The following is a 24,821-nucleotide window of genomic DNA, read 5'->3' on the forward strand; positions in this document are numbered from 1 at the left end:
AAGACGTGAAGAGACAGAGTAAAGAAATGGATAGAACGGATTGTGTTGCAATTTCTTGAATACTTAAGCGCTTTCTTATATAAGAGAGTCGGTAAAAAGTTTCTCGTATCTCTATTTCTCGGTACTTCTCTGTAATGAAATATTATAACTGGATTCTGGTGACAGTCGTAGTTGCACTACTTCAACCGATTACTATAGCTTCAGCAAAGGGTAGAATACAATCTAATGTAGGGAGACAAGAGCCGCCACTTTTCAGTACTAAAGAGCTGCTGAAATTGAAAAAACAAATAGATGCTTATGAAACAGTGAATTATTATTTGTACCAACATGGTATAGATAATGTCACTAGGGAGAATGCTAAGGCGCTTATGATACTAGCAAGGAGGTGGGCCCCTTATTTAAAAATGGTAAGAAGAAAGGAGAGTATTCTATTTGCAGGACAAGCTAATTGGATAGGCTGTATTGCAGAGTTCGGTATGAGTAAAATAGAGATGAAGAAGTATTTACATAGAAATGGACTTGCAGAACACGAGGCTTGGGAGATGACTGCCCTTATGGAGATGACTGCCCTTATGGAGATGATTGGCCGTATGAATTTGAGCAGCCGCGAGATGATGGTGTATTTTTGCAATGGATTTACAAAACGCGACGCTTTCTGTATAGCGGCCTACATGAGTTTAGTACATCAGAATTTATTACAATATGTAAAAAAGCGCAAAATGCCTAAAGATCAGATATCGAATACAGAATCGATGGTGCTGATGTACCTTCTCTTCTTATCAAGTCCAGACACGTTAGAGAAAATAATAGATAATGAATTGAAAAATAGAGATGAGTATACCATAGAAGAACTAAAGACTACTCTTCTGCAAAATCCAATATTTACCGACGAAGAAAAAAAAGCATTCTTCGAAAAAAGTGCATTCTTCAAAAATGATGTACTAGAAGATTATGATGGCGATGATGAAGTTTATAAAGAGATATATAGGGAAGTATATAAGAAAGAGCCTAAAATAAAAGAGGAGCCTTCTACTACTGCAGCTAATACGGACAATATCTCTTCCGATTCTATGGAGAATACATAAAAGCCTTCTATTGGCCTTTTATAGCGAGTAAAGAGGTAAAACGTGACAGCTTTTCGGAGAGGATGCAGCCACTCTTTTAAGGAGAAGGCAGCGATTAAAGAAACATCAAGAAGATATTGCTAAAGCAACTTATAATATGCTTCCATATGGAGGGAAGACTGAATCTTTAATCGAATTGGCAGATAGTTATGGTGCGGATCTTGCTATTAAAGCTATATTACAAGCGGAAAAACTTAATGCTATAGATACAGCGTGCGAGTACTTCGGCAAATAAAAAAGCAAGCATTAGAGTTGATACTCTATCGAGAAAAAAAACATCTGAATAGTATCTGATCTGATAACATAGCGTCGTTCATGTAGTCTGAAACGGATACGTTATCATACCAGTATATGAATTACTCAACTAAATAATGCATTGCTTTTAAGATGACTTTACAAGTCGCTTGGTGTAGGTGTAATTTCTTCACTATATTCTGTGATGTTAGCTGTAGTGTTGCTATCATAAAACAGCCAATACCATAGTAATGAACTCTCCATTATAGCTGTCGCAATAGCAGACATAACTAGTACATCTCTCATATTTAAATTATCGAGCACTTGAGCGTTTATATTGACATCATCTAAATCGAAAGGATCAAATGCATCAGCGAACGCTTGAGCGTCTAAAGGGTCGAAATCGAAATCCATAATAAAAGAGTTATTACTATGATTTTTTTTCAAGAAGTAAATTACACGACTCACATTAAGAATATTTTAGCCAGTATGATAATTTAAATTATGGAAAATGAGATACGAAGAATAAAATGCAATACGAATGCGGAAATGCGATGCAATGTCACTTATACAGTTGTCACTTCTCTTTAAGAGTTTTTTAGTGCTATTTATATATTGGAATTTTTAGAATGACCATACGCCGCATATGTTCTAGCTTCGATATATCGTTTAATATTCTTATTATATATTCTTGAGATTATTTCAAGTTATACTCACGACGAGTCTAAGGACACTCTTCTTTGTACTGACAACTATCATAGCAATAGCTAAGAATATTAAGAATCGTGTTTTTGCAGAAGAATTTTTTTACGCACTCAATGATAAACTATACGTTCATTTTGATGGCATAAGTTTAATAGTTCTTATATCACATACGAAAAGGTAAAGTTTTTGTGACTATTTTCTTTACCTCTTCTTTTTCTCACTGACAATTATAAAGAGAACGTCTCTCAACTAAAATACTGCTGAAATCTTACAACCTCACAAATTACACCTACTGCTTATGCGTGGATATTTTGCCATAAGGTGCTGCTGATATCTTAAGAGAAATGTATATACCTCCTCTGTGCGACATTTTATCGTACTGAATTGCGACGACGATGCAGCAGAGGAAGCACTATCGTGTGAATAACGCTGTACTGCATCCGGATCAGCATATATATCGTCAATCATATCTATTGCTTCACCAGCTGTTTGCTTAATAGAAGATATTTCCTCAAGTGCTGCAAAATGTATATCAATTTCACAATTTCTTGCAAATTGCAATAAACCTCGCACAAATTGCAATTTTCGAAATTCTTTATTAAATGAGAGAGCTCTACTATGAAGAAAGTTCTTTATGTTTTTATTTTGAATATTTTTCTCTATTTCTGCTATCATTCTTCTACCTTGAATACTTTTCCTCATCTCTTCCACCATTTTGCTACTAGAAAACAAACGTTTTGCGCGCATTAACTTTCTATTACATATTTACTAATATTTATAATAATAGAAGTTATTTATTATATTAACAAGCATCTCACTCTTATTTTGTAATAAAATAAGAGAAGAAATATTAACAAAAGATGACATAAGTGTATCTGCCGCTTTTAATATAAACTACAATAGTATGATTTTCTTTTTCATATTATAGCTGTTACTCTTCTTATTACATGCAAATCTTTTAATGCTCTTATGATAGCTAAAAACGATACTCAAAATGGTACTCAAAATGATCTTGAGACGCTGATACATAATGAAATAAAAAAACGATGCGAATATATCTCCAAGAGAAGTATCGATATGCTGCTTTATCTTCTAGAAAAAAAAGAAGATGCAGATGCTTTTGAGATAGAAGATAAGTTCAAGCATGAGTTAGAAGATAATGATCTTCAGCATAATCTTTTTGCATTATGGAAAATAATGTACGGACATTCTCAGATAATTCCTGAAAATATTCGGTATTCTCCATTTTATAATAAGATAATTCACGGAATTAGCATGGAGTTATTTGTTATGGAGATGCAATTATTATTAACGACAGCAGCGCCGCTTGAAGTGTCTCGAGAGTGTGATGCAGATGCTCAATCTCAACAGCAGCAATGCAATGGTATAGATGAGAACGATGATGGTGGCTCAGATGCGGATTTTTACTAATATGTTTCTTTTGTTGTGTGTGATGTGCTACTATCTCGAGATGTAGTTCATTCGAAATATGTAGAAAATGTGCGGTATTGTAGGGATTTTTGATAAAAATATAAAAGCTCATTCAATTTCGGAAAGGCTTTGTACGGCTTTGCATTTTATAGAGTACAGAGGATATGATTCGTGTGGTGTTGCGATGTTTTCCTCTTTTGAAGATATTCAGCCACAGTTGATAAAGACAGTTGGAGAAGTTAAGAAATTAGAAATGAAATTAGCCTCCTCCTACTATAGTAGCAATGAGGTTTCGCGGTACAATATCGGTATTGCTCATACAAGATGGGCGACGCATGGTGTTGTTACTGAAAGTAATGCGCATCCAATCAATGTAAACGACATATACATGGTGCATAATGGCGTTTTAGAAAATTACCTCACTCTAAAATCCACACTTGCTTCCGATTATCAATTCAGTAGTGGTACAGATACCGAAGTCATCGCAGCATTACTCGATAAAGAGATGAAAGTAAGTGAAACTCCGGTAGCTGCTGCGATTGCGACTTTGAATTACTTAAAAGGCATAGGTAGTTATATTGCAGTTTCGCATCGCTATTCTGTTATGATCGTAGTGTGTATTGGTACTCCGATGATAATTGGCAAGACCGATGATGATGACTTTTACGTAGTATCTGATATTTTAGCATTTCCTCATACTGTGACTTCTACTTATCATATGAAAACGGATGAAGTTTTTTGCATCAGCAATAGTGAGCGAATTTTATATTCAAAACAACGTAATGGCTTTATATCTATGGATTTACTTCCTTTTAAAGCGGAAAATATTACGCAATCCGAACTTGGTACATATAGTACACATACAGAGAAAGAGATTTATGAGCAGGTAAAGATAGTACAGTCTATACATCTTGATATAAAGCAGAAGCTGCTAACTTTGAACATGGATATTACACAGTATGATGAAATAGTAATGATCGGATGTGGTAGTTCATTCAATGCCTGTAATATCATAAAAGAGCTAATTTTAGAAAGAGGCATTAGTTGTATTGTTAGTGCTGAAATTGCATCAGAATTTTCAATAAGAAAACGTCATCGCAGTAACAATACGCTTTACATTCTTGTGTCTCAATCCGGTGAGACCGCTGATACCATAAAATGCTTAGATATTATAGGAGAATGCGATACTTTAGGAATAGTGAATCGCCTGCATAGCAGATTGGCAAAAAGCACAAAATACTTGATACATGTAGATATAGGTGTGGAAGTAGGTGTTGCTTCTACGAAGAGTTTTACCTCTCATCTGATAATATTATCGATGCTGTTTGGTTTATATAATAACGAAGAAATAAGTAAAGAATGTAGTACAATTGCTAAGAATATAGCTAGTACGCTTGAGTTATGGCCTAGCATCAGAGAAGTTTTGTTGCGATATGCTACCGTAAGTAAAATACTTATCATAGGAAAAGGAGTGTCATACTATGCAGGTGTTGAATGCGCATTAAAAATCAAAGAGCTTACATATATTCCAACGGAAGCAATTCCATCAGGAGAGTTGAAGCACGGACACATCGCACTTGTTGATGAAAAAACCCTCGTGATTGCTTTCTTTGATGAATACAGAGACAAGATCAAAAACAATGTACAAGAGGTCTTAGCAAGAGGAGGTAATGTAGTAGCTTTTGATACTAATCGGCGAATTGATGATAATAGTACTGAATTCATCACTTTTCATACTGCAAATACCTCAAATCTACCCTTCTCTACTCCGCTGCTTAACGCAATTGTAGGGCAAATTCTAGCGGTAGCAATAGCACAAATGCTAGATCTTAATGTGGATAAACCGCGAAATTTAGCTAAATCCGTTACTGTCGAATAAAATTATGTGAGCCGAAATTTTGCCCTTTTATCTCTTGCAATTGTGCTTTCTGTGATATTTTTGGAGTTTCTTGTACTTTTTGTAGTATTTGTTGAGTTTGTTGTTGTGGTATTTTCTGAGTGTTTTCCTGTTTCTGTTGTTCCGCAGCTTTTTTACTGGCTTGCTCTATACTAAATTTCACAATTTCCTCAGAAAGCTTTTTCTCTGGTCTGTTTTCCTGCTTTCTTTCTTCTGCGCGTTTTAGAGCATTTTCTTTCAATTCATCTATTTTCGCCATTAGATCTTTTGGCACATGTTCTAACTTTTTCCAGTGCGCTTTTTCTACATCCATCACTTTCTGAAAGAATTGTATCGATTCCTCACAAGGTTGAGATGCTTTATAGAGGTTCTGTTGTTTCTTCCGTTGTCTAAGTTCACTATAAAGATTCGTAGATATTTCCCCTGTTATAGAATGAGCGAATTGAGATGGTGTACTATCTTTCTCTAGTACATCAGCATAAGCTGGATGAAGCACTCCTTCAGTCAAAATCATAAAGTCTCTCGTTAGCACTCCAAGCGCTGAAGCTTCATCAGCATGAGATATGGCTTGTTGTGCCAAAAACTCCTTAATCATTTTCTCTCGAGTTTTCTGTATCTCTCCGTTATTATGAAGGCAATCAAATTTATGCATAAATTCATGTACTATGGTGCCATAGTCATAGCCTTCTCTTTTATAGCTAAAGCCTTTTTTGTATAACAATGTAATTCTTCTTGCTATCAAATGCCCTTTCTATCGCCGTCAATGCTATAGTACCAAGATGGACAGCGTGAAATTCATCAGGTATTTTTTTCACATAGCTCTTGAAAAAATTTTCGATCTATAAATTCTTTTGTCGCATCTCGAAAGTTCGTTTTATTTCTCTCTAATTCAGCTGCAATATCTTTTGTCTCTGTTATCTTCAGCAGCTCAGTATAAACGAGTTTTGAGTCTACGATGGCATTTAATTGCGTCTCAGAGTAAGGCGCATCGAGTATTGATTTATATGATTCACGATCTAGTGCGAATACAAATTGAGCTTTTATTCCACTAAAAGTTTCATGTTTGGCGTTTAGCTGTTGCGCATCTATATTGTTAAGAATTTCTTCTTTCCTTCTATTATATAAATTCATCTCTGTTTGTTCTGCTGTAATTTGATCTTGCTTATCGTTACTTGGCTTCATATACTTATTTTATATACTTATTTTATTTATTATGTTAAATCAAAATAACGCCAAAAGCAATAAAAGCTTTTTTGATGCTGATGTAGCACGTGAAAATATTCATAAATGTTGTGAACAATTAGCCTCACGTGCACCGCATGTCTTGGAATTCATCTTCCAGAAAAAAGGTGTCGTTTCTCAGCAGGAATTAGTAGAAAATTTTCCCGAAATAACTGATTCATATATGGTGATGGATAACGTCACGATATTATGGCATGCCTTTGATGGTAAGCCTTACTACCTTCCTTACTATGTGCGTTATGATGAATATGTGAATCAAATAATGCAATCCATAACGAGACCTATTTTTATGGAGGAAGCACAGATGATGCTGCAGAATCAAGCAACTCAACAACCTATCACGCCAAATAATCTACAACAACAGCAAATTGCTGCACCAAGTACTGAGCAAAATCAGTGTACAGTACAAGAAAATGAAAATTATGACGTTGATGATGTGCACGATTCTGATTTTTAAAGTATAAAATGAAAAATAGTATTAAGATTTGGAAGAAGCGTCTTCCCGCTTATAGTACGTTGAAAGTAATTCTGCTTCACTATTCTGTATAAACTCTTCTTAATGATATCTTCCGTATTTCCACGATAACGCATGACGAGACTTCTGTTTTTTTTGAGAGGATTGCGCGTTTCTTTAGCACGATAAGATTTAGCTATATCATGCGAAGTGTATTTTTCGAAAGGAAAGTGCCGAATGATTTATTGGAGAATTCTAAAAAAAATGTAAAAAGCGTCTCGATATCGTTTTTATCGAAATTTGCCGTGTATTGATCTTATACTTTACTGCTTTGATTTACTTGCATATAGCTGTTGAGAGCGCACATCTAACGAGAGAAAAAAGTGCACGAAAAAGTCAAAAAGAAAGGAAGAAGGAGCGAAGTGAGATTTTCACATACCTCTGTTACAAATGGAGAGAGTTGATACTCTCTCCAAGAGCATCACAATACTTTGTACGTGATACTACGATGAAAGCTTAGTCAATACTATCAGAATCGGAGTAATGCATCGCACTGTTATCATGAATTTCGCTATGTGGAGCCGCGCACTGACTTTGTTCAGGACTTGGTGCAGCAACTTGCTGTTGTTGTAGATGATTCGATGTAACATGATGTGGAGTTGCTTGATTCTGCAGCATCATCTGCGCTTCCTCCATGAAAATTGGCACCGCTATAGAACGTATTGCATCATGCACATGTCGATTGAATAGCATATAATCAGGCAGATATGGTGCTTCACCAACAAGAGTATGTCGTAACTTCTCAACAACTCTATCTAAGTCGCGAGAAGAAGTGAGGGTAGGAAATTTTTTTATTAACTCCATTCGAGGTACATTTCCATTCTTGTGGAGGAAGAATTTTAATATATCAGGAGCAAGAGGTAAAATTATCTCGCAATATTCGTGAATAACTTCTCGTGTTATATCGCTATTGAAGAAATCTTCATTGCTTTTGAACCTATCTTTATTGCTTTTAGTATTATTTTTATTTAACATTATTAGTATAAATTAATGTATATTTATATAGTATATGCTTCAAGGAAATAATGATCAACTAATATTCCAACCTTCTAATATTACAGAAAAGGAATTTTATGAATCTCTTAGTAATGAACGAAGAGAATTTTATCAATCTCTTAGTAATGAACGAAGAGAATTTTATCAATCTCTTACTGAGGCTCAAAGAGAATTTTATCAACTTATTTATAAGAATGATGCGCAAAGAGAATTCTACCAAAGTCTCGATAATCCTACAAGAAAATTTTATCAACTTATTTATAAGAATGATGCGCAAAGAGAATTCTACCAAAGTCTCGATAATCCTACAAGAAAATTTTATCAACTTATTTATAAGAATGATGCGCAAAGGAACTTTTATCAAACAATTCTCGATCGTGAGCAAAGGAACTTTTATCAAACAGTTCTCAATGATAAACAAAGGAACTTTTATCAAATAGCTCTCGATGATGGACAAAGGAAGCTTTACGACTCTTTCGATGCGCAACAAAGAGTAGATTGTCAATCTTGTCTTTATCATAAAAGAGAAGGATTTTTTGATGATATAAGAAAGAAGTTTTATGAGTCTCTTGATCCTAAGGAGTTTTATGATTCTCTTAAGAATGGTGTGGAAAAGGACTTTTATCAATCTATTTATAAGTATAAGTCTCAAAGGGAATTTTATGAATCTCTTAGTGATGCGGGAAGGAAAGCTTATATATCTTTTGACGATAAGCTAAATTATAGAGATTTCTCTCCTGAGGTACGGAAAACTTATGAATCTCTTAATGATGTGCAAAGGAGAATTTATACATCTCTCTCTTCTCAACAAAGAGAAGAATCTATTGAATCTTTTGATAAGATAAGAGAGAGCTTCCATGAATCTCTTAAGAATGATGGAGAAAAGAAATTTTATGAATCTCTTCAGGATGATGCGAGAAAGGACTTTTATCAATCTATTTATAAGTATGAGTCTCAAAGGAGCTTTTATCAATCTATTTATAAGGATGAGTCTCAAAGGAACTTTTATGAATCTCTTCGAGATGCTGTGCAAAGAGATTTTTATCAATCTATTGATTCCTGGTCAAAGAGATTTTATGCTTCTCTTAAGAATGATGCGGAAAAGGACTTTTATCAATCTGTTTATAAGAATACCGAGGCAAGGAAAACGTATGAATCTTTTACTGGTACGGACAGGGGAGTTTTTGACTCTCTCAAGGATGACGATTACAGAGGATTTTATGGAATAGCGGTACAAATGCAGAAGAGCGAAGCACTTAAGCTTTTTGGTATAGAGCGCGGAAACTTCATATACCGTCCAGAGATAGTATCATATGTAAATGCTTTGAACAAGGGCTATTTTCATGGTGAAGATGGGATGAGGGAAAGATTCAAAGAAGAATACGAAAATTTTCAACGGCTCGAAAAAGAACGATCCACAACACCCTTATTACAAAAGATATTTAATGCGTTACCTCGTAGCGAGGCTGATAAGCCTCATATTATTTATCTTGGATTGGAATCGTACAATAATGCAGGAGGATACTATATTGCGGAAGATGATACAATCACTCTATTTCAAGAATACACGTTCGCGTCTCTTATATTAGGGAGAAGTTTTTATGATATCAATATGCTAGTACATGAATCGCTACATAAACTAGCACATACACATAACAATGGAAAATTGATAGAAGAGAAAAAGAAAATGCTTGATGAGTTTTTAGAGCAGTTTCCGCCTTCGTTACATTCTGCAATACTTGAGGAAACGACGAACGATTTTGCAATCCTTACCAGTGGTGCACTATCTGATGGTTATGTAGAAAGGCTACGAAATGCACCAGAGTCAGAGAAAAAAAGTGCTTTTCTTCATCATATTTTCGGTGAGGTAATTACACGAACATATGATTATAGTCAGAATTGTAAGATAGAAAGGACCTACTCTCGAGGAACTAAGATTTACAACGAATCGGCGAAGTTCTTTATAGAGATACTCGAGTATGAGACTGAAGCATTGAAAAAATGTGGGATATTCGAAGGGCAGTTGTGTGAGGCAGAAAAGGCACTATCAAAGACAATACAAAAATTTAAAGAAAACGCAAATAATAAGAAAAGGCGCTACTCGTTTACGGATATTTCTAGTGAAATTGTTAAGACAATTTCCTATGCAGAAGAAGCACCACTGCTAAGACTGCTAGGAGAAATAGTGCAGTGTGCTAAGAAAAGAGAAGCAGCAGGAAAGAGTACGGAAGTTCTAGAGAAGCTAAAACAAGCTCTTCTTGAACAGATAAAGGGGCATTGTTCGGAAATAGTTCAACAGCACTTGAATGAATGGGAGAAGCAGCAGATAGAGGGCAGTCAAATGCTATCACAACAAGATTCGCAACAAAAGCAGACGCAGCAATTCAATGAAGAGAAGCCATTCGACAAGCAGCAACAGTCACTTCGGTCGCAACAAAAGCAGACGCAGCAACAGCAGGACAATGTAGTATCAAAGGAAGACCTGAAAAAAGCCAGTAAAACACTATCGAAAAGTCAGGAAGTAGCGCAATCCGACAAGCCGCAACAGCTGGAGCAGTCACAACAGCTGCAGGGAGTAGTGCGAAATAACTACAACAAGAGTCCAGGAGGAAGGCCCCAATAGATCGTTTTGAACATGATCTTTTCACTTTCGTATTTACGATGATTGAAAATATCAACATCCCTACCCGTTTTTGTATCGCACTTATGAGATTCGAAGATGAAAGGAAAAAGTCAAAAAGAAAGGAAGAAGGAGCGAAATGAGATTTTCACATACCTCTGTTACAAATGGAGAGAGTTGATACTCTCTCCAAGAGCATCACAATACTTTGTACGTGATACTACGATGAAAGCTTAGTCAATACTATCAGAATCGGAGTAATGCATCGCACTGTTATCATGAATTTCGCTATGTGGAGCCGCGCACTGACTTTGTTCAGGACTTGGTGCAGCAACTTGCTGTTGTTGTAGATGATTCGATGTAACATGATGTGGAGTTGCTTGATTCTGCAGCATCATCTGCGCTTCCTCCATGAAAATTGGCACCGCTATAGAACGTATTGCTGCATTCAGATCTCCATGAGTTCGTAGCGCGTCAGGAAGGTAATATGGCTTACCATCAAGAGTGCATAACAGTTCTTCAACAGCTTCGCCAAGTATACTGAAAGGCCCCCATAGCTTTGGGAATTTTTGTGCTAACTCCTTCCGAGATATATCTCCGCTTTTATGAAGAAGAAGTTCTAATACCTCAGATGAGATAGGTAGAATTGTTTTACAGCATCTGTGAACAATTCCATGTACCGTCTCATATTCAGATGCGTTCTTCTTGTATTTAGTATTATCTTTATCTATCATTATAAATATCAATCTAATATGTTGTTATATAGTATATGCAAGGAAAAAATAATAGTCAATTGATGGAAGTATTGCTCAAGGATGAAGCTGCTTTTCGGCAGTTAGCTGAGCAGAATGATGACAATCTTGCAGGAATAGCAGGAAAATTCGTATACCAGCTAGATTATGAAGCGTATCATTCTTTGTTCTATCGTAGCCTTGTGCACTTTATATCGCATAATGAGACACTTAAGCACTATCGAGATATGGTATTGGAGGCGCAGAAGTATGGACTACCAATCGAGACAGTAGAGAGATTAAAAGCATCACATGAGGAAAAAAAAGGAGAATTCATAAAGCGATATAATGATCAATTAAACTACATCAGAGAAAAAGAAGTAAGTAATGTATTAAAGGAGAATAGAACACTTCTCGAAATAGCGCTAAAAGAAAATAATGAAGATAAAGATTTTTTAAAAGCGCTATTTACAGCATTATCAGCTAATAACCGCCCTCATGTTATTACTCTTGCTCCTCTCAGAATGAATATTCGTGGAGGTTTTTATAACTTACGAAATGATTCGATTACTCTATTTCAGGATGATTCGCGATATAGATCTCATTATACAGTGTCTACCCTTGTGCATGAACTTATGCATAGATTCGCTTACTGTTACAATGGGGCAGAATTGGTAATAAAGAGAGAGAAAATGGTTGAAGACTTTTTAAACCAATTTCCACCTTCGCTTCATTTTGTGATACTTAAGAAAATGGCGGATGACTTTGCAATATTGACTGATAAGATGATATCTCAACATTATGTTGATAAAGTAGAAGAACAGGATAACTTGAAAGATAGAAAAGAGCATTTTATTGGGCACATTATGGGCGAGGTAGCGACGAGAGTATATGACTTAGTTCGAGACAGAGCTCAAGGTATAGATCAGACTGGGTTTCCTGTTACAGTAGAGGTAAGAAAGTTCTTTCAAGAGGTAGTGAAGAGCGAAATATCAGCATTTGAGAAGTATGGTATAACAAAAGATTGGCAGGATCAAATGAAGAGTTTTGCGGCTCGAGGAGCGGCGATGGATGCCTCTATTACTGCTATAATAACTTCTAGTCAATATTGTACAATAAATGAGGCTGCTTTGATGCAAATGTTAGTGGATATCGATCAATACGGCAGCCAGATACACAAAAAAGATCCGAAATTCACAATTATGCTCGAGTTAGAGCACAATGCTGTAAAAGGGATACTCTCTATAAAAAAGAAAGAATTTCAGGAAAATATTAACAATTATGAGCAACTGATAAATTTGTCGCAAGGAATAAGAAAGCTTGAAAAAGCAGTATCTAAAATGATTTGTGCAAAAGAAGTAGGGAATTTTCGGAACTTAAAGGAGAAAATCGACAAAAGTATAATGACTGCTTTCGAAAAATTTTCTGATGAAAAAAATGATTTTGTAGCTCTGATAGATCTTTTAGGAGGAATAAAGAGCTTTGCAACGATCTCTCAAGATGATAGTCTGAAGAAAACACTCAACTCTTATGAGAGAAAAGTAACGACAAAGCTTCAAGGTAATAGTAACATTCCACAATTTCTTGGCGCAGATATAAAAGCGTATATTGAAAAAATAACACAGTCTTTGGAAAAAATGAATGCTAAGGAAGATTTGGAAAAAGCGGCAAAAGATCTGGAAGACAGGTACGTAAAGTGTTCGCACAGACTTGCTACACTTCTTTCGTGCAACAGCGAAATGTTTACTGACATAATAATGGAAGTGCAAGATAAAAGTCGTAATGCGTGCTATAATCTATTAGGCGAGATAGAGCGTAAAAAGAATACGTTTGTAGTACAGCAACAGCAATTCAATGAAGAGCAGCAACAGTCACCTCGGTCGCAACAACAGCAGACGCAGCAACAGCAGCAGATAGAGAGCGTACCAGAGGAAGTGCTATACCGAGTAGCAAATAGCTTCAGCACAATCCAACAAGCAGCAACAGAAGGAGCAATCACAACAGCCGCAGGGAGTCAGAAAGTAGTGCAAAATGACAGCAACAAGAGTCCAGGAGGAAGGCGCCAATAGATCGTTTTGAACATGATGATCTTTTCACTTTCGTATTTACGATGATTGAAAATATCAACATCCCTACCCGTTTTTGTATCGCACTTATGAGATTCGAAGATGAAAGAAAAAAGAAAGGAAGAAGGAGCGAAATGAGATTTTCGCATACCTCTGTTACAAATGGAGAGAGTTGATACTCTCTCCAAGAGCATCACAATACTTTGTACGTGATACTACGATGAAAGCTTAGTCAATACTATCAGAATCGGAGTAATGCATCGCACTGTTATCATGAATTTCGCTATGTGGAGCCGCGCACTGACTTTGTTCAGGACTTGGTGCAGCAACTTGCTGTTGTTGTAGATGATTCGATGTAACATGATGTGGAGTTGCTTGATTCTGCAGCATCATCTGCGCTTCCTCCATGAAAATTGGCACCGCTATAGAACGTATTGCATCATGCACATGTCGATTGAATAGCATATAATCAGGCAGATATGGTGCTTCACCAACAAGAGTATGTCGTAACTTCTCAACAACTCTATCTAAGTCGCGAGAAGAAGTGAGGGTAGGAAATTTTTTTATTAACTCCATTCGAGGTACATTTCCATTCTTGTGGAGGAAGAATTTTAATATATCAGGAGCAAGAGGTAAAATTATCTCGCAATATTCGTGAATAACTTCTCGCGTTATATCGCTATTGAAGAAATCTTCATTGCTTTTGAATTTATCTTCATTGCTTTTAGTATTATTTTTATTTAACATTATTAGTATAAATTAATGTATATTTATATAGTATATGCTTCAAGGAAATAATGATCAATGAGTGTCAAGAAAAAGAGAAAAAGGTATTAGTGCAATACATATAATCCGCTGTTTTGATAACGAATTACTAGATACATGGCAAGAAGTGAGATTTACCGCTGATAATTGTAGAATCAATGATTTAAAGCATTTATGCAGCGAAAACTCTTTCTAATGCGCAAAGCAATAGTCTTAATAATATGATAAAATGTTGATTATATAACCTTTAAGTTATAACATCATAAGCTACGTGTGTTTATAGATTCATGCTTTGTATATGCAAAGGTTCTTGATTACGCAAAAAGGTTATAATGCTTTAAAAGAAGAGCTTCATCGTCTTAAGACAATAGATAGAGTATCTATAGTTGCGGCAATTTCAGAAGCAAGATCTCATGGCGATCTTTCTGAAAATGCGGAATATCACGCCGCTATTGAAAAGCAGAGTATGATAGAAAGTAAGATAGCTGATCTAGAAAGTAAGTTTAGTCGCGCTGAAGTTATAATACCTAACACTGAGACTGACGTTATCAGATTTGGTGCTACAGTGGAGCTTGAAAGCGAAGATACACCTAAGGTAAAGATGAGATATACTATTGCTGGAAATTATGAAGCGGATCCGGAAAAAGGAGTAATATCCGCCTACTCACCTGTAGGTAGATCCATGATAGGTAGAGTAGTTGGAGATGATATTATGATAAATGAGCGCGTATATATTGTGACTAGTGTATTATATATTACGGATTAATTGCGTTGACTTAGTATCTGATTTTTTCAGTATAATTCTGCTAGGTTGTGCCGCTATCTGCTGCTGTCTCACGCGGAATTTATACATGCTTCTTATCTTGTTATAAGTAAGAGTAGCGATTGCGGCGGTAGCAACACCAGCAGCAGCTATTTTAGTAAATGTAGCGACAGCAACTAGTACAGCAGAAGCAGCAGCAGCTTTTACGGCAATTTTTCGTGATGCGCGATCGAAGATCTTTTCAGGATTTTCTTCTCCTTCCAACAATTTATCGTACATTTTAGTCTTTGCAGATTTCTCTGCTACTTCTTTGCTAACTGCTGTGATAGCAAGTAAGCTTCCTGTGAGTTCGGTATTACCTCCTAATGCCTTTTGCGCAAGGGATGATACTGCGCAGTACAATGCGAGTTTTGCTGTATAATGTCCGATATTGTTGGCTACTTCATTAGCTACAGCGGCAACAATAATTGCTTTTTCTTTGTCTCCTATTTCTTTAGAATTGTATCTCGCTTGGTATGCTTTTACCGCAAGTCCTGCAAGTATAGCTGTAGCTTTTCCTAATGTACCGATGCCAATTTTATTAGATGTTTCATGAATTACCCCTACTGTTGCGGCAGCATCTAATGTTTGAGAAGTTTTTTTAGCATAATCATATAATTTCACTAACTTCTTCCTTTTGTCTAAATCCTTATATTCTGAAATAATGCCTTTGTCCTTGATTGCACTCTTGAGTCTTTTGTGCAATTTAAGCGCGAGAGTATCTTGCTTTTTGAGCGATACAGTAGCCTTTTTATCGATAGTAGGAGCTAGAATCCCCATTCCCATATCGGTACTACCGATCTCTATCTTACTATCTATTCTGTTACTTTTATCTATGTTTACAAGTTGCATATTAGAATCTTGTGCTTGAAAAGCGCCAAAGGTACATTTTTGAAATTTTCCACACTGCATCTTAGTATCTTTGATCTGAATACTATCGGCCTTTACAGATATAAATGAAGAACTTGGTACAAGCGAGTCTAAGAATGTTATGTTTTTTGCCTTCACCTTATTGAATTTCATAGGAAGTGCAGAGTTCTTGAACTCAATTTTATTACCAATACAATTTGTAAACCGTAACCGTCCGCCCTCTTCCGGTAATTGACTGAAAAGCTCTTCTGTAAGCGAATCAACCTTTTCTTTTAGAAATGGCTTTTCTTGTGCATCCAAGAAAACATCATCACTTTGTACACTGAGAAATATGTCGCCATCCTTATTTATTGTCGCGTCTTCAATAGATGCGCTATGCTCAATTTTCCTTGTGATATCGTCTTTTATGCATTTCTTTGCTTCATGATCAATTGTATTTCTACAATCGATAAACTTTACAGCGCCGAATTTCTTCGTCACTTCAATATCATTTAAGAATATACAGTTTTCAAATACTGTTTCTTTATTATTTTCTGCATCAGCGCCAAGTATATGCGTATTTAGAAATATGCAATTCTTATAAGTTTTTCCCTGTTCTATTTCATCTTGAATTGAATATTGCGTTTTAGGCGCGATATCTTCTTGTTTCTCTTCTACGTATTGTAATTGCGCTTTCCTTATATCATTTTCAGCAAGCACAAGTTCAGTCTTTGCCGTATTATATGCTTGCATCACGTCTAATAATCGTTCTGATACTTTATTTGATGTATTAATGCTTTTTATAGTGCTTTGCGCATCAAACAATATTTTCATTTCTTCAGCAGACATATCTTTTTCTACGATCTTTTGAAAATGATGAGGATCAGTATTATTCTGTGAATTTGTTATACTCCATAATTCTTCTAGGCATTCTGCGACATTTTTCCTTTTTTCTTCTACAGCTTTATGATGTCTTTTTCGTAGATCTTCATCAAAAATCCATTCTGGTGAAGCTTTTTGTTTGGCATCGAATGTTGTAGCAGAGAATAATTCTTCTTTTGAAATTTTAACCCTTGCTTCTCCTACAATTAGATTTTTCACCCCTTCTCTGAAATTTTTGAACGCTCCTCTAAATCCTTGATTTTGCGCTACTACATTATTTTGATTATTTAATTCAGGCAAGGAGGGGAAAGATGCTTTTTCATGAATATTAAAGAGATGATGTTTATCGCTAGATGGTGAATCTATAATTGCGCCGGAAAAATCAGAATCTGGAAAAGCACAATTGGTAAAGTGAGAATTTCGAAAGCGAGTGCCATCGAATTGACAATTTCTAAATACAGAAGTCGCGCAATGTAGATTTTTTATTACACAACCAGAGAAATCTATGTCGCTCAATATTTCCTCTTTTATCTGTCTTCCACCATTAAATTTTTGAAAATCTATCTCTTTCTTACCACTTTGAAGCGCCTCTTCTATGAAGAGATGTAACTCGCTTTTTTTGATGTTATTCTTTTGCATTAGAGAGTGTTAATATTAACTTTAATTATATTAATTGTATTAAAATGCAATCGAATTGTAAAGTTAGAATTAATTTATACAATTGTATTATATCGTGAAATATGAACTAATGAAATATCTTAATGAATTTATTTATGTATTGTAATTTTTCGATAAAAAGAAGAGATATCAAGGAAATAAGACGAATTTAAGATATCTTTAATGATTTTTTGAAAATAGATGGATTTCATTCTAATCCTTAAGATGACAGTTATGCATTCTGAGTTCTTGTCTTATGAAATGATATAAGTACGACCTCTTATAGCTTTCCTATGGAGTGATTCGAATAGTGAGTGCGGTAAGAAATAAGTCAGATGGAAATTGATCTTTCTAAGAGAAATAAAAATACGTGCTTAGTACGATTAACGGAGAGAGAAATGAAGCATACGTAAGAAAGGAGCTTACCGCATGTTTAATCTACTACGAGCAAATTCTTCTGTTTCCGGTGTGTCATCCAATACCCAACCACTTGTGAGTAACCTCGTAATGTGTTGCTTGTTATATATGAATGATAGAATGAAATTAGGAGCAAAAAAGCCGCTAATAAAGTATAGTAGAACTATACTAAGCTTCTCTCCTCGAATTAGAGGTACCCAGAAAGAGAAGTAAAAGTACGTCCAGCACCAGCCTAATTGAGCAGTTTTTCGAATACCGCTATCCTTATGTCTGACAACGACTGGCCTTTGCTTGAAGACGAAGACACCGAGTACTAAAGGAAGCAATGAAAACAGAATGAGAGTGCCACTAGATTCATGACGAAGAGGGTAAAGAAGCTCTTTGATGAGAGTATTAGGAAGTAGCTGATCGAAAAGAAAAAAAGGAATTAATCCTGGTGAATAAAGAAAGAAGCAGAGCAAGCGGCAGAATTCGAAAAACATAGTATACGCAAAAAAATTAAATCAAATTAAGCGAGACAACATGTGCAATCATGAAAATAGCTATAGCATAGAAGCTGATTTGCGCACTCTATCTGTTTCGCAGCTATTCTTTGTATTGCCACTCTATAAGCAGAATAACCAGAAAAGGAAGAGAAACGGTGCTAAGCTAGGCGCAGCAGCAGCAAGCACGATCAAAAGTAGAATAGACATGTAATGTAAAACTTAATGTGACGTGATATACGCAACCATCAAGAAAAATGGCTATGGCATAAGCTTGTCTCCTCCCTACTCTATAAAAACTATCCTCGAAGTTATTTCGTATCTACTCAGATGCCTTTGTCTCTGCTTCTACTGCTTCAGAGGGCGCGCTATTATTATCATTCTCTTCTTGAGGAAGTCTTCCGTAATCAGTTCTATTTCTGAAGATGTAAGATGCAGATATCCCTCTAGCTGCTGCTATCGCTCTTGGAGATCTACTTTGTAATAATGCTTTCTTAGCTGCCAACAATACAGTGAAAGGATTAGTACTACCTATACATTTTGATACAACGTCTTTTACTCCTAATACTTCGAGAAAAGCGCGCAAAGAAGGCCCTGCTATTACGCCAGCACCGTGCTGTGCTGGTCTCATAAGCACTTTTGTTGCGCCACTTTTGGATTCTATTATATGATGTAATGTTCTGCCATCTCTAAGCTGTACTCTTACCATATTACTACGTGCTGAATGTGCAGCCTTTGCTTTAGCGTCGGACACCTCATTCGCTTTACCTAGACCAATGCCAACGCTACCTTTTCTATCTCCAACGACAACTAATGCGCGGAAGGAGAAGCGTCGTCCTCCCTTTACCACTTTCACCACTCTACTTACTGATACTACCTCTTCCTGTAAAGTATCGTGTCTTTGAGATTTAGCCTGCTTCATTACGTCTGTTTACGATTTAATACATATGCATGAGGTGAAGCATAGAGGAAAATATAATCTTATTCAACAGGTAGATGTAAAGTCATTGTCGCTATTTTACGGAGTAATAAGAAAAATTTCATCTAATGAAAGAAGTGATTGTATTGCATCGAATTGACAATTACCGCTTTCATCTATACTGATTTGTAGTAAAAAAGTTTATTGATATATGTCGTCATCTTATAAGAATGCGATTAGCCCTACTAGAGCTGAGGACTATTCACAGTGGTATCAAGAAGTGGTGAAAATGGCTGATTTAGCGGAAAGTTCACCAATAAGAGGATGTATGATCATAAAGCCATGGGGGTACGCTATCTGGGAAAATATACAAAAAGAACTTGATAAGAAGATAAAAGAAACTGGACATCAAAATTTTTATTTTCCGATGTTTATACCCCTTAGCTACATGGCTAAAGAAGCTGAGCATATAGATGGATTTGCAAAAGAATGTGCTGTTGTTACACATCACAGATTAGAGGTAGATTCTCAGAATAAGTTAGTACCAAGTGGAAAATTAGAAGAGCCTTTAGTAATAAGACCTACATCTGAGGTAGTAATAGGAGAAGCTTTTGCAAGATGGGTGAATTCATATAGAGATTTACCAATACTCGGTAACCAGTGGGCTAATATAGTCAGATGGGAAATGCGTCCTAGGATATTTCTCCGAACAAGTGAATTTTTATGGCAAGAAGGACATACTGTCCATGCTACTGCTGCAGAAGCGATAGAAGAGACGAATAAGATGCTTGACGTCTACAAGACATTTGTTGAGGAGTTTTTAGCAATGTCGGTAATAGTTGGAGAAAAGACGCGAGGAGAAAGATTTCCTGGTGCTGAGAATACGTATTGTATAGAAGCGATGATGCAAGATAAAAAGGCACTACAAGCCGGTACCTCTCATTTTCTCGGGCAGACTTTCTCGAAAGCATTTAAAATAAAATTTCTTTCATCCGCTGGAAAAGAAGAATTCGCCTGGACAACTTCATGGGGAGTATCTACGCGATTGATCGGAGGATTGATAATGTCACATAGTGATGATGATGGCTTGGTATTGCCGCCAAAAATTTCTCCACTCCATGTAGTAATTATTCCGATAATTCATGATGCGCAGCAAAGCAGCAACATTATGCAATATTGTGAATCAATTGCACTAGAATTAAAGGCGAGTAAATTTTGTAATGAGCCTATAAAAGTACTGATCGATACTTCTATGAAAAGTACTGGCAATAAGATTTGGAGTTGGATAAAGAAAGGCGTCCCTATCAGAATTGAGATTGGAGAAAGAGAAATGATGAGTAAAAACGTGTGCGTTGCAAGACGAGATCATATCCCCTCTTCTAAAGCAGTATCAAGCAAAGCTGAGTTTATTCAAAAAGCGGAGAAGATTTTGTCAGAGATTCAAAGCGGCATGTTGCATAAAACTCAAAAATTCATCGACAGCAATATAGTTACAGTAAATTCGAGAAGCGATTTTTTAGATATACTGAATAATGAAAAGCATGATATCGGTTTTCTTAGAGCGTTTTGGAAAGAAGATGAAGAGATAGAGAAAATGCTAAAAGAAAAATATCATATAACTCCGCGTTGTATACCTTTGATAGATAAAGATAAAAGAGGAAGATGTATTTTTAATGGTACAGAAGACGGGATTTTAACAGTGTTCGGCAAGGCATATTAGCTTTATCAAGAAAAAAGAGTTGATTATACTATTTACTTGAAAGCGTGGTAAATATATGCATATACGTGAAATGGCGTAGATTCACTTTTTACAAAATGTCGGTGGCAGGATTCTGTCGAGTTTTACTCATATTGAGCCTCTTTCTTTCAAAAGTGGCGTTCTCTGCAGAAATAGGAGAATCAGGGTTAGTCGGAATAATAAGAACAATAGAAGGTAGCTATATGACAACTCTTCCTAGAGAGAAGATCATCGAAGCCGCAGTCGCTGGTATTTTTAAATCTTTGGATCGAGATTCTAAATTTGTATCACATTCTGAATTAAAAGTATTTCGAGATAAATTACGTTCTGTCGTAGTAGGGCTTGGTATAGTATATTCTTTTAGCAAGGAGGATTTAGGCCGAGTAAGGTATGTGCTACACGATAGTCCTGCATACAAAGCTGGTATACAGAGAAACGATAAGATCTTGCAGATCGATAATTACGATTTAAACACCCTTTCTATATCTGCGATAAAAGAAAAGATGAGTACAGGACATAAAGTAGTCCTTCGTATTTTGAGAGGGAATGATATCAAAGAATTTGTGCCACAAAGTACAAAAATCAAGAGAGAACAATTTCATATAAAAAGAATAAGCGGTAAATTTCAGATTCTATACATAAAGATCCATACATTTGCCGATTCTTTGTCCACGCAATTGAAAGGGGCAATAGAAAAAGCATTTCGAGAAAGCGAAATAAAAGGTGTGATTTTAGACCTAAGATATAATAACGGTGGACTACTCAGCGAAGGAATAAATGTTGCAAATTTATTTTTAAAAGAAAATTTACCAATTATAAAAATATCAGAAGGAGATGGTATGGAAAACACAATATATTCGGATAATCTGATAGATGTTGCAGATGGATGTCCTATGATAGTATTGATGAACAGACTTTCGGCGTCGTCATCAGAAGTAGTGATCGCGGGGTTAAAGTATAATGATAGAGCTGTACTTCTTGGCGCAAGAACCTTCGGTAAGGGATCGATACAAGAGCTTTTTCCAATTCAAGATTTTGGTATTACTCTCACAATTTCTACATTTTCATCGCCATCCGGTAATCCTATAAATGGTGTAGGTATTGCTGCTGATATTGAAATTCCATTTGAAGTTGATACTTCAGATGTCTTATATAATAGAATGAAGAACGATCAATTAAATCGATCTGCTTTATTTCTGCTAGACTTAGATAATGATAAAACGGATGATATAGGCGAGCAAAGCAGTAGTGTGGAATTGGATTGCGCGCTGGATGCGATGTTAGGCGATACCAGTATTGACCCTACTATCATAAAATCTATATCGGTAATGCAAGAAATGATCGATAAAAAAATTAAAGATTAAAAAAATGGCAGGCCACTCCAAATTTAAGAACATAATGCATAGAAAAAATGCACAAGATCGAAAAAAAGCTCGTGTATTTACTAAAATTGTAAAACTTATAAAAGGTGCGCTTACTTTTGGCACAGATCCATCATCGAATCCTAGATTGAAAACTGCCCTTGCGTTAGGAAAGGAAGAAAATATACCTAAGGATGTAATATTAAATGCTATGGAAAGTAAAGAAGAAGCAACGAATAATGAAGAAGAAGTCAGATATGAAGGGTATGGTCCGTACGGTATACCAGTAATTGTCGAAACTGTTACTGATAATAGAAATAGAACAGCGGGAGAAGTGAGAGCAGTTTTTACTAAATTTGGTGGCAATTTAGGAGAACTTGGCAGTGTTTCTCATATGTTTCATAAAGTTGGAGTATTGCTATATGATAAATCGGTGTCATTTGATTCTTTTATCGAAAGCGCACTTGTTTCTCATGTTATAGATTGCACTGAATTAGAATCATTTTATGAGGTCACTACAAAATGGGATGCATTACACGATGTGATAGAAGCGCTGATTTCAGCTTTTGGTACGCCTAAAGAATGGGAAATAGAGTGGCGACCAATTTTTACCGTGACATTAGAGGATGAAAATATAGATATAATAAAGAAAATGCTAGCTACTCTCTATGATTTAGACGATGTAGAAAAGGTATTTCACAATGTAAATATGTGAGATATGTAAGTATTATGAGATTGTTTCGGCTATAGTACTTGAAATTTCCAGCTATTCGTGTAGGTTATCTCTTGCATAGGGCTTATAGCTCAGGTGGTTAGAGCGCACGCCTGATAAGCGTGAGGTCAGAGGTTCAACTCCTCTTAAGCCCACCATACTCTTTATTATTTGTATGGACGGTGTTTATGCAAAAATGTCTTCTTTTTTCATTTCACGGATACGGCGCGAATGGCGCTAACATGAGAAGTGTTGTTACTTCGTTTATGTATGGCCTATCTGATGTAGATACGATTTGTCCGGATGGTATTGCGCCATTTGAAGAAGCGCCTTGGAAGCGTGATGCGCGTATGTGGTTTTCATTACGAAATAGCACTCAGAGTATGATGCAAGAATTAGCATGCAATGCTGCTTCTGATGTGTTAGCATATGTGCTAGAAAAAGCAAAAGAACATAATGTGCGAGAACGCAATATCATTCTTACCGGATTTTCACAAGGTGCAATGCTAGCATGGGAGTTAGCTAAGATCTTACCGGAAGTACCGCGTGCTGTTATAGGAATGTCCGGTCTGATTGTAACTCCAGCTAGAACAATAGATTCAGTTAGAGCGGATAATATAAATAAAAAAACGTCAATTCTTTTTTGTCATGGAAGTTTGGATTCGGTAATACCACTACAACAGATGAAGCAATCCTTGAGCGCGCTAGATGAAAAAAATATAAAATATGAATTATTTATAGATAACGGCGCAGAGCATACTGTAACAGATAGTATGATAGAAAAAATTCATGCTTTCTTAAAAAGAATTATCGTAACATAGGGATGCTTTTACTTGATAAAGAAAGAGTGGTGTTATCGGTATATGGAGTAGATGCGGCTGCTTTTCTTCAAAATATACTTACAAACGATGTATATAAAGCTTCTTGTGATAATGCTGTATACGCTTTCCAGCTGAGTAATACTGGAAAGATATTATATGATAGTTTTGTATATAAAGAAGGAGAAGAGAGTATAAAGATGGATGTATCAAAAGAACAGGTACAAGAGATAAAAGATGTAATAAAAAAATATGTTTTAAGGAGTAAGGTAGAAATAAAGGAAGAAGAAAGCGTTGTAATAATAGGAAAAGAGAAAGTAAAACTGAATGATAAGTACGAGTGTATAGGACAAGATAATAAAGTAAGAAGATGTGTTGTGACGCAGTATTCAGAAGATCCAAGAGGAAAAGGATTAGGATTTAGAGGTATAGGATTGTTAATCGAAGATAAAGAAATTGAAAAGAAAGAAGAAAAATTTGAATTATACTATAAGAATTACTGTAGAATACTGTTTAAAAGTTGTATTCCATCGTTTGGAAATGGATTTCATTCGAATGAGTTTTGTCCTCATGAGATAGGTTTTGCAGATATAGGAGTGTCATATGGTAAAGGATGCTTCATAGGACAAGAAGTCACTACAAGAGTAAAATTCTTAGGTAAATCTAATAAGAAGATCTTATTACTCGATAATTATCCTCTTGAATTTTTCAATAATTTTGAAAGATTACACATATACTATAAAGAACAGCTGGTAGGTGTTGTACTCGAGAAGTGTGACGATACTCTGATGTGCTTGTTCTATCGTGACGATCATTATGTTACGAACGAACTTAAGATATGTAAGTTGTTGTAAAATAC

At 35.8% G+C, this 24,821-nt stretch carries 23 protein-coding genes, 1 tRNA gene and 1 pseudogene; 15 read left to right on the plus strand and 10 right to left on the minus strand.

Annotated features, from left to right (window positions below; genetic code table 11):
- The first annotated feature begins 134 nt into the window (after positions 1-134).
- Both Fsol_RS01765 and Fsol_RS03765 read left to right on the plus strand, forming a co-directional pair.
- Positions 135-1,085 carry a hypothetical protein gene (locus tag Fsol_RS01765; RefSeq protein ID WP_108673186.1) on the plus strand — a complete coding sequence of 317 codons (951 nt, stop codon included), beginning with the start codon at positions 135-137 and terminating at the stop codon, positions 1,083-1,085.
- 136 nt (positions 1,086-1,221) lie between these two features.
- Positions 1,222-1,359, plus strand: a complete 138-nt coding sequence (locus Fsol_RS03765; protein WP_158521610.1) for a hypothetical protein — start codon at positions 1,222-1,224, stop codon at positions 1,357-1,359.
- A 158-nt stretch (positions 1,360-1,517) separates the two neighbouring features.
- On the opposite strand, the gene Fsol_RS01770 is transcribed toward Fsol_RS03765, so the two are convergent.
- Positions 1,518-1,826: a hypothetical protein gene (locus Fsol_RS01770; RefSeq protein ID WP_145958109.1), complete on the minus strand. Its 309-nt coding sequence runs from the start codon at positions 1,824-1,826 to the stop codon at positions 1,518-1,520.
- 513 nt (positions 1,827-2,339) lie between these two features.
- Entirely contained in the window at positions 2,340-2,810 is a 471-nt protein-coding gene (locus Fsol_RS01775) for a hypothetical protein (RefSeq protein WP_145958110.1), read from the minus strand.
- A 222-nt stretch (positions 2,811-3,032) separates the two neighbouring features.
- Between Fsol_RS01775 and Fsol_RS01780 the strand changes: the two genes are divergently transcribed.
- Positions 3,033-3,494, plus strand: coding sequence for a hypothetical protein (locus tag Fsol_RS01780; RefSeq protein ID WP_108673189.1), 462 nt, complete (start codon positions 3,033-3,035; stop codon positions 3,492-3,494).
- A 67-nt stretch (positions 3,495-3,561) separates the two neighbouring features.
- Positions 3,562-5,373, plus strand: coding sequence for a glutamine--fructose-6-phosphate transaminase (isomerizing) (glmS, locus tag Fsol_RS01785; RefSeq protein ID WP_108673190.1), 1,812 nt, complete (start codon positions 3,562-3,564; stop codon positions 5,371-5,373).
- On the opposite strand, the gene Fsol_RS01790 is transcribed toward glmS, so the two are convergent.
- Positions 5,360-6,112 (minus strand): hypothetical protein, encoded by a 753-nt coding sequence (locus tag Fsol_RS01790; RefSeq protein WP_145958111.1) that lies wholly within the window; start codon positions 6,110-6,112, stop codon positions 5,360-5,362. The genes glmS and Fsol_RS01790 overlap by 14 nt on opposite strands.
- A 77-nt stretch (positions 6,113-6,189) precedes the next feature.
- Positions 6,190-6,573, minus strand: a complete 384-nt coding sequence (locus Fsol_RS01795; RefSeq protein WP_108673192.1) for a hypothetical protein — start codon at positions 6,571-6,573, stop codon at positions 6,190-6,192.
- Positions 6,574-6,604: 31 nt separating this feature from the next.
- Between Fsol_RS01795 and Fsol_RS01800 the strand changes: the two genes are divergently transcribed.
- Positions 6,605-7,090, plus strand: coding sequence for a hypothetical protein (locus Fsol_RS01800; RefSeq protein WP_108673193.1), 486 nt, complete (start codon positions 6,605-6,607; stop codon positions 7,088-7,090).
- Positions 7,091-7,603: 513 nt separating this feature from the next.
- Here Fsol_RS01800 and Fsol_RS01810 read toward each other — a convergent pair.
- The gene (locus Fsol_RS01810) at positions 7,604-8,122 is read right to left on the minus strand and encodes a hypothetical protein (RefSeq protein WP_108673195.1); all 519 of its coding nucleotides are present in this window, start codon (positions 8,120-8,122) and stop codon (positions 7,604-7,606) included.
- A gap of 34 nt (positions 8,123-8,156) precedes the next feature.
- Here Fsol_RS01810 and Fsol_RS01815 point away from each other — a divergent pair, with 34 nt between their 5' ends.
- A complete protein-coding gene (locus Fsol_RS01815; protein ID WP_108673196.1) occupies positions 8,157-10,766 on the plus strand; it encodes a hypothetical protein in 2,610 nt (869 codons plus the stop codon).
- A 230-nt stretch (positions 10,767-10,996) separates the two neighbouring features.
- On the opposite strand, the gene Fsol_RS01820 is transcribed toward Fsol_RS01815, so the two are convergent.
- Positions 10,997-11,497, minus strand: a complete 501-nt coding sequence (locus Fsol_RS01820) for a hypothetical protein (protein ID WP_108673197.1) — start codon at positions 11,495-11,497, stop codon at positions 10,997-10,999.
- A 35-nt stretch (positions 11,498-11,532) separates the two neighbouring features.
- Here Fsol_RS01820 and Fsol_RS01825 point away from each other — a divergent pair, with 35 nt between their 5' ends.
- Entirely contained in the window at positions 11,533-13,563 is a 2,031-nt protein-coding gene (locus Fsol_RS01825; protein ID WP_108673198.1) for a hypothetical protein, read from the plus strand.
- A 225-nt stretch (positions 13,564-13,788) separates the two neighbouring features.
- Here the strand turns inward: Fsol_RS01825 and Fsol_RS01830 are convergent, their stop codons facing one another.
- The gene (locus Fsol_RS01830; protein WP_108673199.1) at positions 13,789-14,307 is read right to left on the minus strand and encodes a hypothetical protein; all 519 of its coding nucleotides are present in this window, start codon (positions 14,305-14,307) and stop codon (positions 13,789-13,791) included.
- A gap of 316 nt (positions 14,308-14,623) precedes the next feature.
- Here Fsol_RS01830 and greA point away from each other — a divergent pair, with 316 nt between their 5' ends.
- Entirely contained in the window at positions 14,624-15,091 is a 468-nt protein-coding gene (gene greA / locus Fsol_RS01835; RefSeq protein WP_108673200.1) for a transcription elongation factor GreA, read from the plus strand.
- Here the strand turns inward: greA and Fsol_RS01840 are convergent.
- The 3 genes and pseudogenes from Fsol_RS01840 to rpsE all read right to left on the minus strand — a co-directional run.
- The gene (locus tag Fsol_RS01840) at positions 15,074-17,497 is read right to left on the minus strand and encodes a pentapeptide repeat-containing protein (RefSeq protein ID WP_108673201.1); all 2,424 of its coding nucleotides are present in this window, start codon (positions 17,495-17,497) and stop codon (positions 15,074-15,076) included. The two genes, greA and Fsol_RS01840, sit on opposite strands and share 18 nt — an antisense overlap.
- 440 nt (positions 17,498-17,937) lie before the next feature.
- On the minus strand, positions 17,938-18,393 hold the full coding sequence (locus tag Fsol_RS01845; protein WP_145958112.1) for a hypothetical protein: 456 nt from the start codon (positions 18,391-18,393) through the stop codon (positions 17,938-17,940).
- Between the two features lie 433 nt (positions 18,394-18,826).
- A pseudogene (gene rpsE / locus Fsol_RS01850) lies at positions 18,827-19,336 on the minus strand (30S ribosomal protein S5); the annotation flags it as partial.
- Positions 19,337-19,361: 25 nt separating this feature from the next.
- On the opposite strand from rpsE, the gene Fsol_RS03800 reads away from it, so the two are divergent.
- The 7 genes from Fsol_RS03800 to Fsol_RS01880 all read left to right on the plus strand — a co-directional run bounded on the left by Fsol_RS03800 (position 19,362) and on the right by Fsol_RS01880 (position 24,816).
- Positions 19,362-19,493 (plus strand): hypothetical protein, encoded by a 132-nt coding sequence (locus Fsol_RS03800; protein WP_267895685.1) that lies wholly within the window; start codon positions 19,362-19,364, stop codon positions 19,491-19,493.
- A gap of 51 nt (positions 19,494-19,544) precedes the next feature.
- A complete protein-coding gene (gene proS, locus Fsol_RS01855) occupies positions 19,545-21,053 on the plus strand; it encodes a proline--tRNA ligase (RefSeq protein ID WP_108673204.1) in 1,509 nt (502 codons plus the stop codon).
- A gap of 152 nt (positions 21,054-21,205) precedes the next feature.
- The gene (locus Fsol_RS01860) at positions 21,206-22,435 is read left to right on the plus strand and encodes a S41 family peptidase (protein WP_233485223.1); all 1,230 of its coding nucleotides are present in this window, start codon (positions 21,206-21,208) and stop codon (positions 22,433-22,435) included.
- A 4-nt stretch (positions 22,436-22,439) separates the two neighbouring features.
- The gene (locus Fsol_RS01865; RefSeq protein ID WP_108673206.1) at positions 22,440-23,147 is read left to right on the plus strand and encodes a YebC/PmpR family DNA-binding transcriptional regulator; all 708 of its coding nucleotides are present in this window, start codon (positions 22,440-22,442) and stop codon (positions 23,145-23,147) included.
- Between the two features lie 78 nt (positions 23,148-23,225).
- Positions 23,226-23,302: transfer RNA gene (locus tag Fsol_RS01870), tRNA-Ile, on the plus strand.
- 30 nt (positions 23,303-23,332) lie between these two features.
- Complete coding sequence (locus tag Fsol_RS01875; protein ID WP_108673207.1) at positions 23,333-23,965, plus strand: alpha/beta hydrolase; 633 nt, start codon at positions 23,333-23,335, stop codon at positions 23,963-23,965.
- 2 nt (positions 23,966-23,967) lie between these two features.
- Complete coding sequence (locus Fsol_RS01880; RefSeq protein WP_108673208.1) at positions 23,968-24,816, plus strand: YgfZ family protein; 849 nt, start codon at positions 23,968-23,970, stop codon at positions 24,814-24,816.
- The last annotated feature ends 5 nt before the right edge of the window (positions 24,817-24,821 follow it).

Origin of the sequence: Candidatus Fokinia solitaria (assembly GCF_003072485.1) — a bacterium.
In the GTDB taxonomy this organism is placed as follows: domain Bacteria; phylum Pseudomonadota; class Alphaproteobacteria; order Rickettsiales; family Midichloriaceae; genus Fokinia; species Fokinia solitaria.

Excerpts from the sequence above, each read along its gene's own strand:
- Fsol_RS01765 (WP_108673186.1), top strand. The coding sequence starts at position 135 with ATGAAATATTATAACTGGATTCTGGTGACAGTCGTAGTTGCACTACTT.
- Fsol_RS03765 (WP_158521610.1), top strand. The coding sequence starts at position 1,222 with ATGCTTCCATATGGAGGGAAGACTGAATCTTTAATCGAATTGGCAGAT.
- Fsol_RS01775 (WP_145958110.1), bottom strand. The coding sequence starts at position 2,810 with ATGCGCGCAAAACGTTTGTTTTCTAGTAGCAAAATGGTGGAAGAGATG.
- Fsol_RS01780 (WP_108673189.1), top strand. The coding sequence starts at position 3,033 with ATGATAGCTAAAAACGATACTCAAAATGGTACTCAAAATGATCTTGAG.
- glmS (WP_108673190.1), top strand. The coding sequence starts at position 3,562 with ATGTGCGGTATTGTAGGGATTTTTGATAAAAATATAAAAGCTCATTCA.
- Fsol_RS01795 (WP_108673192.1), bottom strand. The coding sequence starts at position 6,573 with ATGAAGCCAAGTAACGATAAGCAAGATCAAATTACAGCAGAACAAACA.
- Fsol_RS01800 (WP_108673193.1), top strand. The coding sequence starts at position 6,605 with ATGTTAAATCAAAATAACGCCAAAAGCAATAAAAGCTTTTTTGATGCT.
- Fsol_RS01810 (WP_108673195.1), bottom strand. The coding sequence starts at position 8,122 with ATGTTAAATAAAAATAATACTAAAAGCAATAAAGATAGGTTCAAAAGC.
- Fsol_RS01815 (WP_108673196.1), top strand. The coding sequence starts at position 8,157 with ATGCTTCAAGGAAATAATGATCAACTAATATTCCAACCTTCTAATATT.
- Fsol_RS01820 (WP_108673197.1), bottom strand. The coding sequence starts at position 11,497 with ATGATAGATAAAGATAATACTAAATACAAGAAGAACGCATCTGAATAT.
- Fsol_RS01825 (WP_108673198.1), top strand. The coding sequence starts at position 11,533 with ATGCAAGGAAAAAATAATAGTCAATTGATGGAAGTATTGCTCAAGGAT.
- Fsol_RS01830 (WP_108673199.1), bottom strand. The coding sequence starts at position 14,307 with ATGTTAAATAAAAATAATACTAAAAGCAATGAAGATAAATTCAAAAGC.
- greA (WP_108673200.1), top strand. The coding sequence starts at position 14,624 with ATGCAAAGGTTCTTGATTACGCAAAAAGGTTATAATGCTTTAAAAGAA.
- Fsol_RS01840 (WP_108673201.1), bottom strand. The coding sequence starts at position 17,497 with ATGCAAAAGAATAACATCAAAAAAAGCGAGTTACATCTCTTCATAGAA.
- Fsol_RS03800 (WP_267895685.1), top strand. The coding sequence starts at position 19,362 with ATGCATGAGGTGAAGCATAGAGGAAAATATAATCTTATTCAACAGGTA.
- proS (WP_108673204.1), top strand. The coding sequence starts at position 19,545 with ATGTCGTCATCTTATAAGAATGCGATTAGCCCTACTAGAGCTGAGGAC.
- Fsol_RS01865 (WP_108673206.1), top strand. The coding sequence starts at position 22,440 with ATGGCAGGCCACTCCAAATTTAAGAACATAATGCATAGAAAAAATGCA.
- Fsol_RS01875 (WP_108673207.1), top strand. The coding sequence starts at position 23,333 with ATGCAAAAATGTCTTCTTTTTTCATTTCACGGATACGGCGCGAATGGC.
- Fsol_RS01880 (WP_108673208.1), top strand. The coding sequence starts at position 23,968 with ATGCTTTTACTTGATAAAGAAAGAGTGGTGTTATCGGTATATGGAGTA.